Raw genomic sequence first — 17,150 nt, forward strand, 5'->3', positions numbered from 1 at the left:
CTGTGCCTGCTCGAAGGCTTTGTCGGCCACGCCGAACAATGCAACCTGCGCGTCCGCCGCTATGGCGGCCAGAACGTGCCATATGGCGAGGCGGCGCAGTGGCAGGACGCGGCGGAGTAACCACGTTGGACGAAGAATTTGGACAGGGCACTCCTCTCCGTGGTGGTTTTGTTCTATCACGGAGCTACGGACCGATAGATGCCAGCCAAGGCATCCGGGGCGACATGTTGCCAGCGGCGACATCTGCCCTTGCAAGGCGGCCGCGCAAGGTGGGGAAAGTGAACAAATCCAGAGTGACGTCCATGCAGGTGGCCCACAAGGCGGGGGTCAGTCAATCGGCGGTCAGCCGGGTTTTTACCCCCGGCGGCAGCGTGTCGGACAAGACCCGTGAAAAGGTGATGCGGGCCGCCGAAAGCCTTGGCTATAGTCCCAATGTTCTGGCCCGCGCCATGACCACAGGCCGCAGCCAGATCATCGGGCTTGTCGTGGCGTATCTGGACAACCAGTTCTATCCCGAAGCCATCGAACGGCTGGCCGTTGCCTTGCAGGAACAGGGCTATCATGCGCTGGTCTTTATGGCGACACCCACGATCGGTGACACCGATGATGTGATGCGCCAACTGCTTGACTATCAGGTTGATGGGATCGTGCTGGCTTCGGTCTCCATGTCTTCGAGCCTTGCCAGCAAATGTGAAGACCACGGCATTCCGGTGGTTCTGTTTAACCGCGATCAAGATGATGCGCGGATGAGCGCGGTCACCACCGACAATATCGAAGGCGGACGGGCCATCGCACGGCACTTTGCCGAACAGGGCGCACAGCGGGTAGGTTATGTTGCCGGCTTTGAAGGGGCCTCGACACAGATCGACCGTGAAAAAGGGTTTTTGCAGGGGTTGGAAGAGGCGGGGCTTTCCCTTGCCATGCGCGAGGTGGGCGGGTTTGAATATCCCTTGGCCCGCACCGCCGCGTTGGAGTTTTGTGCTGGCCGTGATCGGCCGGACGCGGTCTTTGTTTGCAACGATCACATGGCCTTCGCCTTTGTCGATGCGGTGCGCCACAAGATCGGGATGCGCATCCCCGAAGACCTGTTGGTCGCCGGGTTTGACGACGTGCCGATTGCGGCGTGGCCAGCCTATGATTTGACCAGTTACCGCCAGCCCATCAATCGGATGGTGGCGCAGACCGTGGATGTCTTGCTGGCGCAGATTGACAACGCCGACATCCCGGCGCGCAAGCTGCGCCTTGAGGGCGAACTGATCGTGCGCGGATCAACAGGCGGACCCAGCCAAAGGCAAGGCTGAACAAAGCCTCAAAAGACTACAAGACGCGCTCAAGGCGTGCGCAAAAGGAAAAGGACAACAAGATGACACCTCAAGAGATCGAAAGCCGCATCGTGCGCTATGGTGATTTGCGCCCTTGCCGGACCGCGTTCATTGACGCCCATACCCCCGGTAGCGACCAAAAGGAAAACTTTACGATTATCGGCGGCGGTGTCAGCGAAAGCCCCGATCAGCACGTGCACATCGGCATCCCGCACGGGTTCAACATCGGCGCGGCAGGCCAGCCGCCCAAGTGCCGGAACTCCATGCACAACCACCGCACCGCTGAGGTGTTTTTTATCCTAAGCGGTCGCTGGCGGTTTTTCTGGGGTGAACATGGCGATGCGGGCGAGGTCATTCTTGAAGAGGGCGACATCTTTAACATCCCCACCAACATCTTTCGCGGTTTCGAAAACATCGGCACCGACTATGGGATGATCATGGCAGTTCTGGGCGGTGATGATGCCGGCGGCGGCGTGATCTGGGCCCCGCATGTGATCGAAGACGCCAAAGCGCATGGGCTGATCCTTGGCGAGAATGGCAAGCTGTATGACAGCAAGAAAGGCGAAACCCTGCCGGATGGCGTATCCCCGATGCCGCTGTTGACCCAGGCCGAGCTGGACAAGGTCGATTGCCCCAGCGCCATGCAGGTGATCGGCGGCTATGTGCGCCGCTATCTGGATATGGTCGCGCTGGCGGAGGATGCACCGGTCAAGGTGATTGGCGAAAACGGCATCATTCGGGACAAACCCGGTTTTGAGATTGATTTCATCACCCGTGCCTGTGCGTCAGCAGAGATGCACAAACATGACCGGCCCTCGGTTTTGATGCCGGTCAAAGGCCACTGGCGCGTCGACTATGAGGGCGGCTCTGCCACGCTGGCACCGGGCGATACGATGTCGGTGCCAGAAGGGCTGATGCACCGGGCGGTGCCTTCCATGACAGGCGAGGCAGCGCTGTATCACATCATCGCCACAGATGATGCGGCGGGTGCAACCTGGCAGGGGTAACATGTCCAAAATGCAGGCCATTCCCGAAAGCACCGATGGCAACCCCGCCGATCTGACCCTGGCACAAATGGCGGCGGCGTTGCGGGCGGGGCAGCTTTCCTCGGTGGCGCTTGTTCGCGCGTTTCTCACCCGCATCGCCGATCGCGATCCGCAGATCAGCGCCTTTGTCCACGTTGATCGGGACGGTGCGCTTGCCGCGGCGGCGGCGGCGGATGTTGCTTTTGCAGGTGGTCGAGACAATGGCCCGCTGCAAGGCATTCCTGTTGCCATCAAAGATGTGATCGACGTGGCGGGATGGCCTGTGCGCTGGGGGTCGTCCCTTTGGCAGCACCGGGTTGCGGCGCAGGATGCGGCTGTGGTCAAGAACCTTCGCGAACAGGGCGCTGTGCTTTTGGGTGTGGTTGCCACCTATGAAATGGCCACTGTAGGGCCGGACCCAAGCAGCCTTTATGCGCAGCCACGCAACCCATGGAATGCGGATCATATCACGGGCGGATCGTCGTCCGGATCGGCAGCGGCCGTGGCGGGCGGCATGGCGCCCTTGGCGCTTGGCACTGATACGGGCGGGTCTGTGCGCAGCCCGGCGGCCTTTTGCGGTGTGGTTGGGTTCAAACCAACCTTTGACAGGTTCCCGATGGAGGGCGTCATGCCGCTGTCGCAAACGTTGGATCACATTGGCCTGCTCACACAGACTGCGGAAGATGCGGCATTTGCAATGACGGCAATGGCCGGAATGCCAGCGCCAGAGGGGCAATCGGAAAAGCTGCGTGTGGGTTTTGTCCGCAATTGGTGTGATGCCCAGACCGTGCAAGCTTATGACAAAGCCGCCTCCGATCTCAGCTTGATCGGGGCGCCAGTGACGCTCGTGGACTTGCCCGATTATACTCCGCTAGAGGACGCGGCCTGTGAGGTGTTGCTGTATGAACAAGTGCGCAATCACTGGCCGGAGATTGCGCGCACCCCTGATCAGGTCGGTCACTTGCTGCTGGATACGATGCAGGCCGGGCGTGGCGTGGATGATCAGACCTACGCGAAGGGACAGGCCGTGGCGCAGGACTTTGCCCAGCAAGCCGAAGCAGCGATGGCAAAGTTTGACGTGTTGATCCTGCCGACCACCTTGTGTCCCGCAGAGCGGTTCGACAGCTTTGAAGATGGTAAAGCGACATGGACCCCGATGCGAACCATCCCGTTTAACATGAGCGGTCAACCCGCCATTTCTATTCCGGTGGGGTTGCAGGATGGCATGCCCCTAGGTCTCCAGATCGTCGGGGCGCGGCATGATGATATGAAGGTGTTGCAGGTGGCACAGATGTTCGAACGCGCTACCGATCACAGTTGCCAAAAACCTGACTTTCGCGCGGCGGACATAGCGGCAGCAGAGGCTCAGTAATTTGGCGGAGTGACCGCGCTGACGATCTTGCTTTCGCCCTCTGACAGGTTTTCGAAAGAATGCGGGATGCGGCTGTCGAAGTAATACCCATCCCCGGCTTTGAGCTCCCGCACCTCGTCGCCCACGCAGACCCGCACCGAACCTTGTAAAACAAACCCGCCTTCTTGGGCTTTGTGGCTCAACGCTTCGGTCGATACCGCCCCGGGCTGATAGGTTTCCATCATCAACAGCATCTGCCGCTCGGAAAAGTTCATCCCGACCATCCGGTAAGAAATCTGCTCGGTGGAGCCTATTTCGACCAAATCCGCCTCGTTATAAAAGGGATGAATGTCCTCCTGCACACCTTCAATGCCAAAAAATGCCGTCAGTGTTGCGCCCAATGCATCGACAATTGCGGCCAAGGTGTCAACGGATGGGCTGACTTTATCACGTTCAATCAAAGATATAGTGGAGTGTGCAATGCCAGATCGCGCCGCTAGCTCCCTCACCGTGAGCATCCGCCGTTGCCGTAACGTGGCGACGCGTTTTCCTACTTTGGCCATCAAGATCTCCCTGCTGTGTTCAGAATATTGACCAAGGATTACAAGTCAATTGATTGGTGCACAGCAACCGAAGATGATCCGGGGTGAATGCCCTCATACCAAAGAGCGAATCCCATGATCCATATCGACGACGCCCTGAACGCCCAGCTGACATTTGTAAAAACGCCAGAACGCAGCGCTGAAAAAGACACTGCGGAAATCGAAAGTCTGGTCAAAACGGTCCTCGACGACGTCCGCAAAGATGGGGACGCAGCGGTGGCTAGATATGCCAGCAAGTTTGACGGCTCTGACCTTGAGGCGTTTGAAGTCAGTGCCAAAGACCGCGAAGCGGCGCTGGCACAACTGGATCCACAAACCCGCGCCGATACCGAATTTGCCATCGACAATGTCCGGCGGTTTGCGCAGGCACAGATGGACACGATCCTGCCGCTTGAGGTCGAACTGCATCCCGGTATTCATCTAGGGCACCGCGTCATCCCGATTGAACGGGTCGGCTGCTATGTGCCCGGCGGGCGGTTCCCGCTGTTGTCAGCGCCGATCATGAGCCTTGTTCCGGCCAAGGTGGCGGGCTGTGATGAGGTGATAGCCTGCCTGCCGCCCAACGCCCATCCCGCGATGATCGCCGGGTGCCATCTGTCAGGCGCTGACCGAATTTTTCGCATCGGCGGGGCGCAGGCCATCGCGGCTATGGCCTTTGGCACGCAGACCGTTCCTTCGGTGGACAAGATCGTCGGCCCCGGTAATGCCTTCGTGAATGAGGCCAAACGGCAGGTGTTTGGCCCGGTTGGCATCGATCAGTTGGCTGGCCCAAGCGAAATTTTCATCGTGGCGGACGAAACCGCCAATCCGGTGATGGTGGCCGCAGATCTGTTGGCGCAGGCCGAACATGATGTCCGTACGCGTGTGGGATTGATCACCACCGATGCGGCGCTGGCGCAGGCCACATTGAAGGAAGTCGAGGCCCAGCTGACCCATCTGTCCACAGCCGCAGTTGCCGCCCCCGCATGGCGCGACTACGGATCCATTGTTGTCTGTGAAACTGAAGAGGCGATGATCGCCTATTCCGACATCATCGCAGCCGAACACTTGCAAGTTCACACCCGCGATTCAAAGGCGACAGGCCAGAAGTTGCGCCACTACGGGTCGCTGTTTATCGGTGAGAATGCCTCGGTTGTGTATTCTGACAAATGCTGCGGCACCAATCATACGCTGCCGACAATGGGGGCAGGGCGCTATACGGGCGGGCTTTGGGTCGGCTCATTTGTGAAAATCTGTACCCACCAATGGCTCGAAGATCGGGGTGTCGAGACCGTGGCGCTGCCCGCGGGCCGTCAAGCGGCGACCGAAGAGATGGAGGGCCACAGACGCGCGGCCATGTTCCGCCTGCAAGGCGCCAAGGTATTTGAGGGCTGATCGCCTGCCATACATTTCAGTTCGCCGCGCCGGTCATCCTTTGATGGCTTGCGCGGCGACGGTATAGCCGCCCGAGGCACCATCGACGAAATGCACGTGATCATCTGTCATGATGGATGGCACAATGCAGGTCATCATCGCCTCTGACTGGGCGTGAATGCCATATCTGACAACACCCTTCGCCGCAGCCTCATCCAGCAGCGCGCGTAAATTGGCCTCTGTTTCAGGGTCGCAATCAACGGTCATCTTCAGGCCATCTTCGAATTTACGGAAATCGGCGTTTTGTCCAACGACACGGCGGTAGCGGCGAGCGTCGAAACCGCCGAGCTTGAGACCTGTCTTGATCAGCAGCCAAGCAACGAAGCTTTCAAACAACGCTTTGCGCCGCGCCGCGCCAAGCGATCCCTGCCCGTGTTGGGCATGGGCCTCCAGCTGCGCACCGGCGGGCGGCCAGTCTACGCCGGGCCCCCTTGTGTCGCCGGGATGGCCGGACCGGTCTAGGCCGCTTGCCAAGGTAACAACCTGATTGGCCAGCTTTGCAAAGGCGGGGTCTTCTGCCGTGCGGGCGGGCATGATCACCACCGAAAGGATCGCGCCATAGCGGCTTGGCATATGGCTCCAACGGCACGACAATCCGGTGAGATCAGGCTGTGTGCCTGCCGGTGCGGGCGGTAAGCCGTTTGCGCCATCCTTCATACGCGCCTCTGCCCAAGCCAACCCGCCGCCAGCGAACATTGCGTAATCGACACCTGCCGCCGCACCAAACCGGGCTATGCGCACATCATGGCCCGCGGCCCGCACCTCCGAGATACGCACCATGCCGATCCGCAGGGACATCTCAAACTCTTCCGCTGCCCAGACCTGAACCGCGGCTAGGGCTTGCGCCGCGCGGTCTTTCCATTCGGGCGGCACGGCAAATCCCGCGCCGTCGCCGCCAAAGATATAGGGAAACGCCGCCCCGCCATGAGCGTTGATCTGGGCAGAAATCACGGCCGCCCCAACCATGTTGACGGTTTTATATTTTCCTGCGGCGGCGGCTTGCGTTGATCCAACGATGTCTGATGTGCCGACCCACCAATCCTCTGGCAGAGAGGTGTAGTTTTCAGTGTCCGACAGGGCGGCAAAATCATCCTGAACCGGAACGGAAGCATAAAACGGGGGCAAGGCATCTGTCATTTGATCACGCTAGCCAATGCGCCCCCGAACACCAAACCATTCTTTGGCCAATGAGCCTTTCAAATCTGCTTTTCGCACGTTTGCCTTTGTCTAAATATCTAACGATTTGCGGTCCTGCCAAAGAAGTTTTCCCATTCCTGCCCCATTTCCATCACGAAATGGCCAAAGCGCCTGCTTATCACCCTTGCAACGCCACCGGTCCAGCGAGGCCGGATGCACTGAAAGGATTGAGCCGATGATTATGACATTCACACCGCCTAATCACGAATTCGCCGCTGCGAGCGGGTCAAATGTGAACGTGCAATCGGATCGCAGTTATTTTGACCATCCGCCCAATTCGACCAGTAATCTGACGATCACCTCGAACAAGGGCGATGATGATCCGCGCAATTTTGAAACGGGTGAGACCTACGATATCAGTTGGGAAGGTCACGGTGGCGGTAACATGGAGGACGCCACTGTCATCCGTTCTGACTATTTGCAGCCGGGGCAGGGCGCGATTGTGTTTGAAGGGATCAACTCCAACACCGGCGAAATGTTCCAGATGGTCTGGACACCAAACTTTGATCTTGAAGAATGGTATTGGAGCAATGGCGGAGGCCCATCCAGCCCCAATGCCTTCTGGACCAGTGATCAGGATTCCGAGAGTTTTAGCTATGTCTGCTTTACCGGCGGCACCAACATTCTGACACCGCGCGGAAACTTCCCGGTGGAAACGCTGCGGGTGGGCGACAAGGTGACAACCCTTGATAACAGCGCACAAGAGATTTTGTGGATTGGTAAACGAACAGTACTTGCAGCCGGATCATCGGCACCGGTTGTGATCAACCCCGGTTTTCTCAGCAACGAACGCCCGCTTTGCCTGTCCCCGCAGCACCGTGTGATGGTCAGCTCTGCACAGGCCAGTTTGCATTTTGATCAACCCGATGTCTGGGTGCCAGCAAAATCACTGGTCAACCATCGCGATATCTTTCACCAAAGCGCCCGCGAGGTAACCTACTATCACATCTTGCTTGGTCAGCACGAGGTGCTCTTGGCAGAGAACCAGGCAACCGAAAGCTTTTTCCTTGGTGACACTGCGCTTGGTATCTTGCCAAAACAATCAATCACTGAGATTGCGCGCATTTTCCCTTCGGTGGGACAAGCTCCGATGACGGCAACTGCGCAGAGTGCAAGGATGATGCTCAAATGCAGTGAGGCGGAATTCCTCGTCAGTGCAATGCGTGCCGCAAGTGCGCCTTTGTCATCGAGTGTCGGAAGGGACCAAAAAATCGCGGCTTGAAGAGATGCCGGACTTCACAGTTTTCTCAACGCTCTAATCACAGTGCGATTCGCCTCATTCAGGGGCAATTCCACCACCTGTTGACGATTTGTCGCAGCGCAATCTGACGGCTTGTGCCCATATTGCTGTATACGTTTGTATACTGTTAGCGCTGACCCAATTTAAGAGGCAGTTGACTATAGGTCAGTAAACTCTGCCGTTTCTCGCGATTTGAGAAAATCTTTACAAAGCACTTTCCGAAAACGAAAAAAATTTACAGAAAGTGGCAATAAAGCCAACGGAAATCGCGGATTATTTACAAAGTTAAGTATGTTCCCACAGCAGATGCTGTCTGTTTCTCAGTGCGAGACAGGCGGCGCAGCACGAGGAGGATACCATGACAACCGAAGATCTGTTGAACAAGGCAAGCCAGCCGGCAACCCAAGACACATCCCGCCCGCCACATGTAAACGCTCAGGATTATGCGCGTATGTATGCAGAGTCGGTGAACGATCCAGATGCCTTTTGGGCGCGGGAAGGCAAACGGATCGATTGGATCAAACCGTTCCAGACCGTCAAAAACACCTCCTTCGCTCCGGGCAACGTGGATATCCGCTGGTTTGAGGACGGCACGCTAAACGTCAGCGCCAATTGCATCGATCGTCATCTGGAAACCCGTGGTGATCAGACCGCAATCATCTGGGAGCCAGACGATCCTAACAAAGAAGCGGCCCTGCACATCACCTACAAGGATCTGCATACATCGGTCTGCAAGATGGCCAATGTCCTGACGGATCTGGGTGTGTCCAAAGGCGACCGCGTTGTTATCTATCTTCCCATGATTCCAGAGGCCGCCTACGCCATGTTGGCCTGCGCCCGGATCGGGGCCATTCATTCCATTGTTTTTGCAGGGTTCTCCCCGGACGCTTTGGGGGCGCGTATCAACGGTTGTGACGCGAAAGTTGTCATCACCGCGGATTACGCCCCCCGAGGTGGTCGAGAAACGCCGCTCAAATCCAACACCGACACTGCGCTGCTGCATTGCAAGGACAACGTAAAATGTCTGGTGGTCAAACGCACCGGCAGCCAGACCACCTGGACCGACCGCGACCATGATTGCAATGCATTGATGAATGCGGCCTCTGACGACTTTGCCCCTGCCGAGATGGGTGCCGAAGATCCGCTGTTTATTCTCTATACGTCAGGCTCCACCGGTCAGCCCAAGGGCGTTGTGCACTCGTCAGGCGGCTATCTGGTTTATGCTGCGATGACCCACGAAATCGTTTTTGACTATCATCAGGGCGATGTTTTCTGGTGCACTGCTGATGTTGGCTGGGTCACGGGCCACAGTTACATCGTCTATGGCCCGTTGGCCAATGGCGCGACCACGATCATGTTTGAAGGCGTCCCCACATTCCCCGATGCAGGTCGCTTCTGGGAGGTCTGCGCCAAACACAAGGTCAATCAATTCTATACAGCCCCAACCGCAATCCGCGCCTTGATGGGCGCCGGACCAGAATGGGTGGAAAAGCATGACCTGTCCGATCTGCGCGTCCTGGGCTCCGTAGGGGAGCCGATCAACCCCGAAGCATGGAACTGGTACAATGAGGTTGTCGGCAAGGGCAATTGCCCCATCGTCGATACCTTCTGGCAGACCGAAACGGGCGGTCACATGTTGACCCCGCTGCCCGGCGCCACTCAGCTCAAACCCGGCGCCGCGCAACAGCCGTTCTTTGGCGTGCAGCCGGTCGTGCTGGAACCCACCAGCGGTGAGGTGATCGAGGGCAATGGTGTCGAAGGTGTTCTGTGCATGAAAGACAGTTGGCCGGGCCAGATGCGCACCGTTTGGCAGGATCATGAGCGGTTCGAGAAAACCTATTTTGGCGATTACAAAGGTTACTATTTCTCAGGGGACGGATGCCGCCGCGACGAGGATGGCGACTATTGGATCACCGGCCGCGTGGATGATGTGATCAACGTGTCTGGCCACCGGATGGGCACGGCAGAGGTCGAAAGCGCATTGGTCGCCCACGCCAAAGTCGCTGAAAGCGCGGTGGTCGGCTATCCCCATGACGTCAAAGGGCAGGGCATCTACGCCTATGTCACCTTGATGAACGGAGAAGAGCCTTCGGACGAACTGCGCAAAGAGCTGGAAGTCTGGGTACGCACCGAGATTGGCCCGATTGCCAAGCCGGACCTGATCCAATGGGCCCCCGGCCTGCCCAAAACCCGCTCAGGCAAGATCATGCGCCGTATCCTGCGCAAGATTGCCGAAGACGACTTTGGTGCATTGGGTGATACTTCAACCCTTGCCGATCCGTCCGTTGTGGATGATCTGATCAACAACCGTATGAACCGGAGCGCCTCGTGATGGACGGCGCAGGTACACCGACAGTCGCACCCGTCCTCATTCTGCTCGGCCCTCCGGGAGCCGGCAAAGGCACGCAGGCGCGTATGCTCGAAGAGACCCATGGGCTTATCCAACTGTCTACGGGTGATCTGCTGCGGGCCGCCGTTGCGGCGGGCACGGATGCGGGCAAACAGGCCAAGGCCGTGATGGAAGCGGGCGATCTGGTCAGCGATAACATCGTGATCGCGATCCTGCGCGACCGTCTGGCAGAGCCCGATTGCGCCAAGGGCGTCATCCTCGACGGGTTCCCGCGTACCACGGTTCAGGCCGAAGCGCTGGATGCCCTGCTTGCTGGCACGGGTCAGCGGATCAACGCTGCAATCAGCCTTGAGGTCGAAGACGCCGCGATGGTGGAGCGGATTTCGGGGCGGTTCACCTGCGGCGCATGCGGTGAAGGGTATCACGACAGTTTCAAACCCACTGCCAAGGCAGGCATCTGTGACAACTGCGGTTCCACAGACATGAAACGCCGGGCCGATGACAACGCCGAAACCGTGGCACAGCGGCTTGAGGCCTATCACGCGCAGACCGCACCGCTGATTGATTATTACCAAACCAAAGGGGCGCTTCGTGCTGTCCCTGCGATGGGCGCAATTGACGATATTGCCGCCGAACTCAACGCCGTTGTGTCGCAAGCCACGGCATAACGCTTGGACCCAAGGCCCGCCAACCGGGCCTTGCGAAAGCAAACGAAGGAGGGCTCAAACACATGTCCCAACAAGACGAAAGCAACAACGCATACTGGAGTGCCAATGTGCGTCTGATCCTGATCAGTCTCGCCATCTGGGCGCTGGTTTCATTCGGGTTCGGGATCATCCTGCGCCCGGCATTGTCGGGCATCGCCGTGGGCGGCACCGACCTTGGTTTTTGGTTCGCACAGCAAGGGTCGATCATCATCTTCTTGATTTTGATCTTCTTTTACGCCTGGCGGATGAACAAGCTCGACCGTGAGCATGGCGTGGACGAGGAATAATCACCATGGATCAGTTTACACTTAACCTGCTGTTTGTTGGCGCGTCCTTTGCGCTTTATATCGGCATCGCGATTTGGGCCCGTGCCGGGTCCACGTCTGAATTTTATGCGGCTGGCCGGGGTGTCCACCCTGTCACCAACGGTATGGCCACGGCGGCGGACTGGATGTCTGCGGCCTCCTTCATCTCAATGGCGGGTTTGATTGCCTTTACCGGCTATGACAACTCCTCCTTCTTGATGGGTTGGACGGGCGGTTATGTGCTGCTCGCGCTGTTGCTTGCCCCTTACCTGCGCAAGTTTGGCAAGTTCACAGTCTCTGAATTCATCGGCGACCGGTTCTATTCCAAGACCGCACGCATGGTGGCGGTGATTTGTCTGCTGGTGGCCTCTATCACTTACGTGATCGGCCAGATGCAGGGCGTGGGCATTGCCTTTGGCCGCTTCTTGGAAATCGACGCAACGCTTGGCCTGCTGCTTGGCTCTTGTGTGGTGTTTGCCTATGCGGTGTTTGGCGGCATGAAAGGCGTGACTTACACACAGGTTGCACAATACTGCGTGTTGATCATGGCCTATACCATTCCGGCTGTGTTCATCTCACTGCAACTGACGGGCAATCCGATCCCTGCTTTGGGTCTGTTTGGTGATCACGCCGCAACGGGTGAGCCATTGTTGGCCAAGCTGGACCAAATCGTGCGCGATCTTGGCTTTGCTGAATACACAGCCGCTCACGGCTCGACGATCAACATGGTGCTCTTCACCCTGTCTTTGATGATCGGTACCGCGGGTCTGCCGCACGTCATCATGCGCTTTTTCACCGTTCCAAAGGTGTCTGACGCACGTTGGTCCGCCGGTTGGACGCTGGTGTTCATTGCCTTGCTGTACCTCACAGCCCCTGCTGTTGGTGCAATGGCGCGTCTGAATATCTCTGAGCTGATGTGGCCAAATGGCACGGATGGCGCGGCGGTCAGCGTTGAGCAGATCGAAAATGATCCGCAATACGCCTGGATGGAAACGTGGCAGAAAACCGGTCTTCTCGGTTGGGAAGACAAGAACGGCGACGGCAAGATCCAGTACTACAACGACAAGAACGCGGATCTGCAAGCCAAGGCCGAGGCCAACGGCTGGACCGGGAACGAGTTGACCAACTTCAACCGTGACATCCTTGTGCTGGCCAACCCCGAAATCGCAAGCCTTCCGGGCTGGGTGATCGGTCTTGTGGCCGCGGGCGGCCTTGCGGCGGCTCTGTCTACTGCGGCGGGTCTGCTTCTGGCGATCTCCTCTGCGGTGTCTCACGATCTGCTGAAGGGCCAGTTGACCCCGAACATGTCTGAGAAGTCAGAACTCTTGGCGGCGCGTATCTCGATGGCGGCGGCGATTGTGGTGGCGGTTCTGCTGGGCCTCAACCCCCCGGGATTTGCGGCGCAAACCGTGGCGCTTGCCTTTGGTCTCGCCGCAGCATCCATCTTCCCTGCGCTGATGATGGGAATCTTCTCCACCCGCATCAACAACACCGGCGCCGTGGCTGGTATGCTGGCCGGTCTGGTTGTGACGCTGGTCTACATCTTCCTGCACAAGGGTTGGTTCTTTATTCCTGACACCAACTCCTTCACCGATGCAGATCCTCTGCTTGGCCCGATCAAATCCACCTCCTTTGGTGCGATTGGTGCGGCGGTCAACTTTGCGGTTGCCTATATCGTAACAGGCATGACCAAAGAGACCCCGCAAGAGATCAAGGATCTGGTCCAAAGCGTGCGTATCCCCCGCGGTGCGGGCGGCGCGATCGAAGACCACTAAACAAACGCCTGACACCGCTGCAAACCTGCGGCGGTGTCTCGCATTTCAATTCCGTCCTGCCCGCGTCACTGTGGGCAGGACAACGCATTTACAAAGGCAAGCGATATGCCCCTTCCGGCCAACCTGATCCAGTTTCTTGCCTCGGTTCATCCCTATGACAGCCTGTCCGAAGGCGACCTGAACGCGCTGGGAGCCGTCTGCGAGGCGCGTGATTTTGCGCCGGGAGCTTTGGCCTTTGCCGTAGGGGACACTGTTGCGGATCTGTTTATCATCGCCGAGGGCGAGGTGGAGATCACCGACGAGACCGGCGTGCAATTGTCGATCCTTGGTCCGCGCAACTCCTTTGGCGAACGCGCCTTGCTGCGCGGCGATGCCGCCAGCCGTACCGCCACGGTCACGGCGCAATCGCGGATGATCGTCATGCCCGCCGCCACCCTTTTTGAACTTATCGAGGGCCAGCCTGCTGTTGCACGGTTCTTTGATCGCCGCCGCCCAACAAGGGCCGACCGCAAAGACCTGACCACCTTGCCGGTAGATCAGTTGATGACCCGCAATCCGGTGACCTGCACGCCGCAGACCACCATTCGCGAGGCCGCCGCGATGATGCATGAGGCGCATATTTCGTCGATCTGCGTTACTGGCCCGGACGGGCTTGAGGGGATCGTGACCGTCCGTGACATGACGGGCCGCGTCGTGGCGCAGGGCGCTGATATCAATGGCCCCATTCGTGATGTGATGACCCGTACCCAACTGACCCTTGGGCCCAAGGCGCTGGTCACGGATGTTCTGCACCTGATGGTCGAGCGCGGCATTGGCCATATCCCCATCGTGGACGGTGCTGACCTTCTGGGCATCGTTACGCAAACCGATCTGACCCGCGCCCAAGCCATGTCCTCGGCGGATCTGGTGGGCCGTGTGGCCAAGGCGGATGAGGCGGCCACGATGGCCCGCGCCACGGCCGAGATCCCGCAACTGCTGGTGCAACTGGTGGAGGCCGGAAATCGCCATGAGGTTATCACCCGTCTGATCACCGATATCGCCGACACCGCCACCCGCCGGTTGCTGGCACTGGCCGAGGCAGAGCTGGGTACACCGCCGGTGCCCTATTTGTGGCTGGCTTGCGGATCACAGGGTCGGCAGGAACAAACCGGTGTTTCGGATCAGGACAATTGCCTGATCCTGTCTGATGATGTCACCGATGCCGACATGCCCTATTTCGCGGCGTTCGCCAAATACGTCAGTGACGGGTTGGACACTTGCGGATATTTCTATTGCCCCGGCGATATGATGGCGACCAACCCGCGTTGGTGTCAGCCATTGCAGGTCTGGCGCGACTATTTCAAAGGCTGGATCGCCAAGCCCGACCCCGAGGCGCAGATGCTGGCCTCTGTCATGTTTGATTTGCGGCCCATCGGCGGTGATCAAACCCTGTTTGCCGATCTACAGAAAAAGACTCTCAAGCAGGCGTCGAAAAATTCGATCTTCACGGCGCATATGATCTCAAACTCGCTCAAGCATCAGCCGCCTTTGGGGTTGTTGCGCGGGCTGGCGACCATCCGGTCAGGGGAACATCGTAACCAGCTTGATCTCAAACATGCGGGCGTGGTGCCGGTGGTGGATCTGGGCCGGATCTACACCTTGCAAGGGCGTCTGACGCAGGTCAACACCCGCGCCCGTCTTGAGGCTGCGATGGCTGCTGGCGTGCTGTCGAGTTCCGGCGGCGCGGATCTGCTGGACGCCTACGACCTGATCGCCGTGACACGGCTTGAACATCAGGCGGCGCAGATCAAGGCAGGGGAAAAGCCGGGCAATTACCTCGATCCATCTCAACTGTCTGATTTTGAGCGCAGCCATTTGCGCGATGCCTTTGTGGTGGTCAAAACAATGCAATCGGCCGTGGGATCCGGCAAAGGTGCGATAGGATGACGTCATGTTTGTAGAATTGATAGCCACGGTTTTTGCCGGGATTGCCTGCGCCGGTCTTGTGATGGCGCTGAACATCATCACAGGGCGGCGTTTGCCCAAGTGGATCATGCCCATCGCCGCAGGGGCAGGTATGATCGGCATGACCATCTCGAACGAATACACATGGTTCGACCGTACCGCCGAACGCCTGCCCGAAGGTGTCGAAATCGCGCTCAAGGTCGAGGAACAGGGCTGGCTGCGGCCATGGACCAAGGTCTGGCCCTATACCAAGCGGTTTTCGGCTGTCGATACCGGCACGGCGCGCCGCAATGAAAATCTGCCGGACCAACGGCTTGCCGATATCTATTTCTTTGGCCGCTGGTCGCCGATCAGTCAGGCGCCGATGCTGTTTGATTGTGCGGCATCGCGGTCCGCATTGCTCATCGACGGGGCGGTCTTTGGCGCGGATGGCGCGGTCGCCGATGCCGATTGGCACGCAGTGCCAGCCGATGATCCAATCCTGAAACTGGTCTGCGAGGGCTGACATGTTCACCCGCCTGTCCCTGCGTTTGCGCATCTTCCTGTTTTTCTGCCTGTTGGCGGCGGGAGGTGCGGCGCTGGCGGGCGGGGCGCTTTGGTTTGGCTGGTCGCGGGCCGAAACCGCCTTGCCCACGGCGCCCTTCATCACGTCCTTTATCATGTTTGCCTTCCTCAACACCGGTCTTGCGGTGGCGGTCTGGCTGCTGTTTGACGAAAACGTTGCCAAGCCGATCAACAAATTGTCCGCCGATCTGCGGCTGCGGGCACATTCGGGGATTGATGGGCCGGTCGATACAGACGCCGCACGGTATTTGGGCGATCTGGCCCCGGCAGCGGGGGCGTTGTCGCGCACTCTGAACGCGTCGATGATGGACACCGCTACGCAGGTTGCCCATGAAACCCAGCGTTTGAAATCCGAAAGCGAACGCCTGACGGCGCTGCTCACGGAAATTCCGATAGCAACGATCCTGCTGAACCCGGCCCATGAGATTGTCCTTTATGACGGTCAGGCAGCCGATGTTCTGTCGCAAATAGCGCCGCCGCGCCTCAAAGCGCCTTTGTCGGATTATTTTGATCTCACCACGCTTACCGATGCGATTGCCCAACTATCGCCGGACATCTCGGAGGTGCCCTTCAAACTGGGTGACAAAAAAGCCGAGCGTGTCTTTGACGCGCAGGTGAAGTCTTTGGGCGATGGCGGTCATATGATCCTCATCGATGTGCAAGCCATCGCCAGCCAGCTTCTCAAGGCGCGGCCCTTGGTGTTTGACTTTGAGCTGATGAATGTCGCCGAAACCAAAGAGATCAGGGACACCCCGCTGCGGGATTTGTGTTTTGTGCCTTTCGACACCGAAACCACCGGCCTTTCGGTTGAAAATGACGCGATCATCCAGATCGGCGGCGTGCGCATCCTGAACGGACAGATCATCGACGGTGAGGCGTTCAGCAGCTTTGTGCATCCCGGTCGCACAATACCGCCCGGCTCAACGCTGGTGCACGGAATTTCGGATGATGATGTCACAGATGCGCCCGACATTGCCACGGCCGGGCGTGCCTTTCACCATTTCGCCCGCGACGCCATTCTGGTTGCCCATAACGCACCCTTCGACATCGGGCTCCTGCGCAAATCCGAAGCCGAGATGGGGGTGGAGTGGAACCATCCTGTGTTGGATACGGTGCTGTTGTCTGCGGTGATCTTTGGCGTGACCGAAGAGCATTCGCTGGATGCATTATGCGATCGCCTTGCCATTACAATCCCGGCAGAGCTGCGACACACCGCTTATGGTGACGCCCATGCAACTGGTGCGGCCTTGGTCAAGCTGCTGCCGCTGTTAGAGGGCAGGGGCGTAAATACCTTTGGCCAGTTGATCGAAGAGACCCGCAAACACAGCCGTCTGCTGCATGATCTAAACGACTGA

At 58.5% G+C, this 17,150-nt stretch carries 14 protein-coding genes; 12 read left to right on the plus strand and 2 right to left on the minus strand.

Annotated features, from left to right (window positions below; translation table 11 throughout):
* The first annotated feature begins 278 nt into the window (after positions 1-278).
* From C8N31_RS17495 to C8N31_RS17505, 3 genes are all read left to right on the plus strand, one after another.
* Positions 279-1,301 carry a LacI family DNA-binding transcriptional regulator gene (locus tag C8N31_RS17495; protein ID WP_025047482.1) on the plus strand — a complete coding sequence of 341 codons (1,023 nt, stop codon included), beginning with the start codon at positions 279-281 and terminating at the stop codon, positions 1,299-1,301.
* 62 nt (positions 1,302-1,363) lie between these two features.
* Positions 1,364-2,329: a cupin domain-containing protein gene (locus C8N31_RS17500; RefSeq protein ID WP_025047483.1), complete on the plus strand. Its 966-nt coding sequence runs from the start codon at positions 1,364-1,366 to the stop codon at positions 2,327-2,329.
* Position 2,330: 1 nt separating this feature from the next.
* Entirely contained in the window at positions 2,331-3,719 is a 1,389-nt protein-coding gene (locus C8N31_RS17505; protein ID WP_025047484.1) for an amidase, read from the plus strand.
* Here C8N31_RS17505 and C8N31_RS17510 read toward each other — a convergent pair.
* On the minus strand, positions 3,713-4,261 hold the full coding sequence (locus C8N31_RS17510; protein ID WP_025047485.1) for a cupin domain-containing protein: 549 nt from the start codon (positions 4,259-4,261) through the stop codon (positions 3,713-3,715). The genes C8N31_RS17505 and C8N31_RS17510 overlap by 7 nt on opposite strands.
* 114 nt (positions 4,262-4,375) lie before the next feature.
* Between C8N31_RS17510 and hisD the strand changes: the two genes are divergently transcribed.
* Complete coding sequence (hisD, locus tag C8N31_RS17515; protein WP_025047486.1) at positions 4,376-5,674, plus strand: histidinol dehydrogenase; 1,299 nt, start codon at positions 4,376-4,378, stop codon at positions 5,672-5,674.
* A 33-nt stretch (positions 5,675-5,707) separates the two neighbouring features.
* On the opposite strand, the gene C8N31_RS17520 is transcribed toward hisD, so the two are convergent.
* Positions 5,708-6,850, minus strand: a complete 1,143-nt coding sequence (locus C8N31_RS17520; protein WP_025047487.1) for a DUF3095 domain-containing protein — start codon at positions 6,848-6,850, stop codon at positions 5,708-5,710.
* 235 nt (positions 6,851-7,085) lie between these two features.
* Here C8N31_RS17520 and C8N31_RS17525 point away from each other — a divergent pair, with 235 nt between their 5' ends.
* The 8 genes from C8N31_RS17525 (at position 7,086) to C8N31_RS17560 (ending at position 17,150) form a co-directional block, all read left to right on the plus strand.
* On the plus strand, positions 7,086-8,132 hold the full coding sequence (locus C8N31_RS17525; protein ID WP_025047488.1) for a Hint domain-containing protein: 1,047 nt from the start codon (positions 7,086-7,088) through the stop codon (positions 8,130-8,132).
* 376 nt (positions 8,133-8,508) lie between these two features.
* Positions 8,509-10,482: an acetate--CoA ligase gene (gene acs, locus C8N31_RS17530; RefSeq protein WP_025047489.1), complete on the plus strand. Its 1,974-nt coding sequence runs from the start codon at positions 8,509-8,511 to the stop codon at positions 10,480-10,482.
* Complete coding sequence (locus C8N31_RS17535) at positions 10,482-11,168, plus strand: adenylate kinase (RefSeq protein WP_025047490.1); 687 nt, start codon at positions 10,482-10,484, stop codon at positions 11,166-11,168. Before acs ends, C8N31_RS17535 begins: the two co-directional genes overlap by 1 nt.
* 62 nt (positions 11,169-11,230) lie before the next feature.
* Entirely contained in the window at positions 11,231-11,494 is a 264-nt protein-coding gene (locus C8N31_RS17540; protein ID WP_025047491.1) for a DUF4212 domain-containing protein, read from the plus strand.
* Between the two features lie 5 nt (positions 11,495-11,499).
* Positions 11,500-13,287: a sodium:solute symporter family protein gene (locus C8N31_RS17545; RefSeq protein WP_025047492.1), complete on the plus strand. Its 1,788-nt coding sequence runs from the start codon at positions 11,500-11,502 to the stop codon at positions 13,285-13,287.
* A 105-nt stretch (positions 13,288-13,392) separates the two neighbouring features.
* Positions 13,393-15,213 carry a DUF294 nucleotidyltransferase-like domain-containing protein gene (locus C8N31_RS17550; RefSeq protein WP_025047493.1) on the plus strand — a complete coding sequence of 607 codons (1,821 nt, stop codon included), beginning with the start codon at positions 13,393-13,395 and terminating at the stop codon, positions 15,211-15,213.
* A gap of 4 nt (positions 15,214-15,217) precedes the next feature.
* Positions 15,218-15,736, plus strand: a complete 519-nt coding sequence (locus tag C8N31_RS17555) for a hypothetical protein (protein WP_025047494.1) — start codon at positions 15,218-15,220, stop codon at positions 15,734-15,736.
* A 1-nt stretch (position 15,737) separates the two neighbouring features.
* Complete coding sequence (locus C8N31_RS17560) at positions 15,738-17,150, plus strand: 3'-5' exonuclease (RefSeq protein ID WP_025047495.1); 1,413 nt, start codon at positions 15,738-15,740, stop codon at positions 17,148-17,150.

The organism is Sulfitobacter mediterraneus, from assembly GCF_003054325.1.
Classification (GTDB): domain Bacteria; phylum Pseudomonadota; class Alphaproteobacteria; order Rhodobacterales; family Rhodobacteraceae; genus Sulfitobacter; species Sulfitobacter mediterraneus.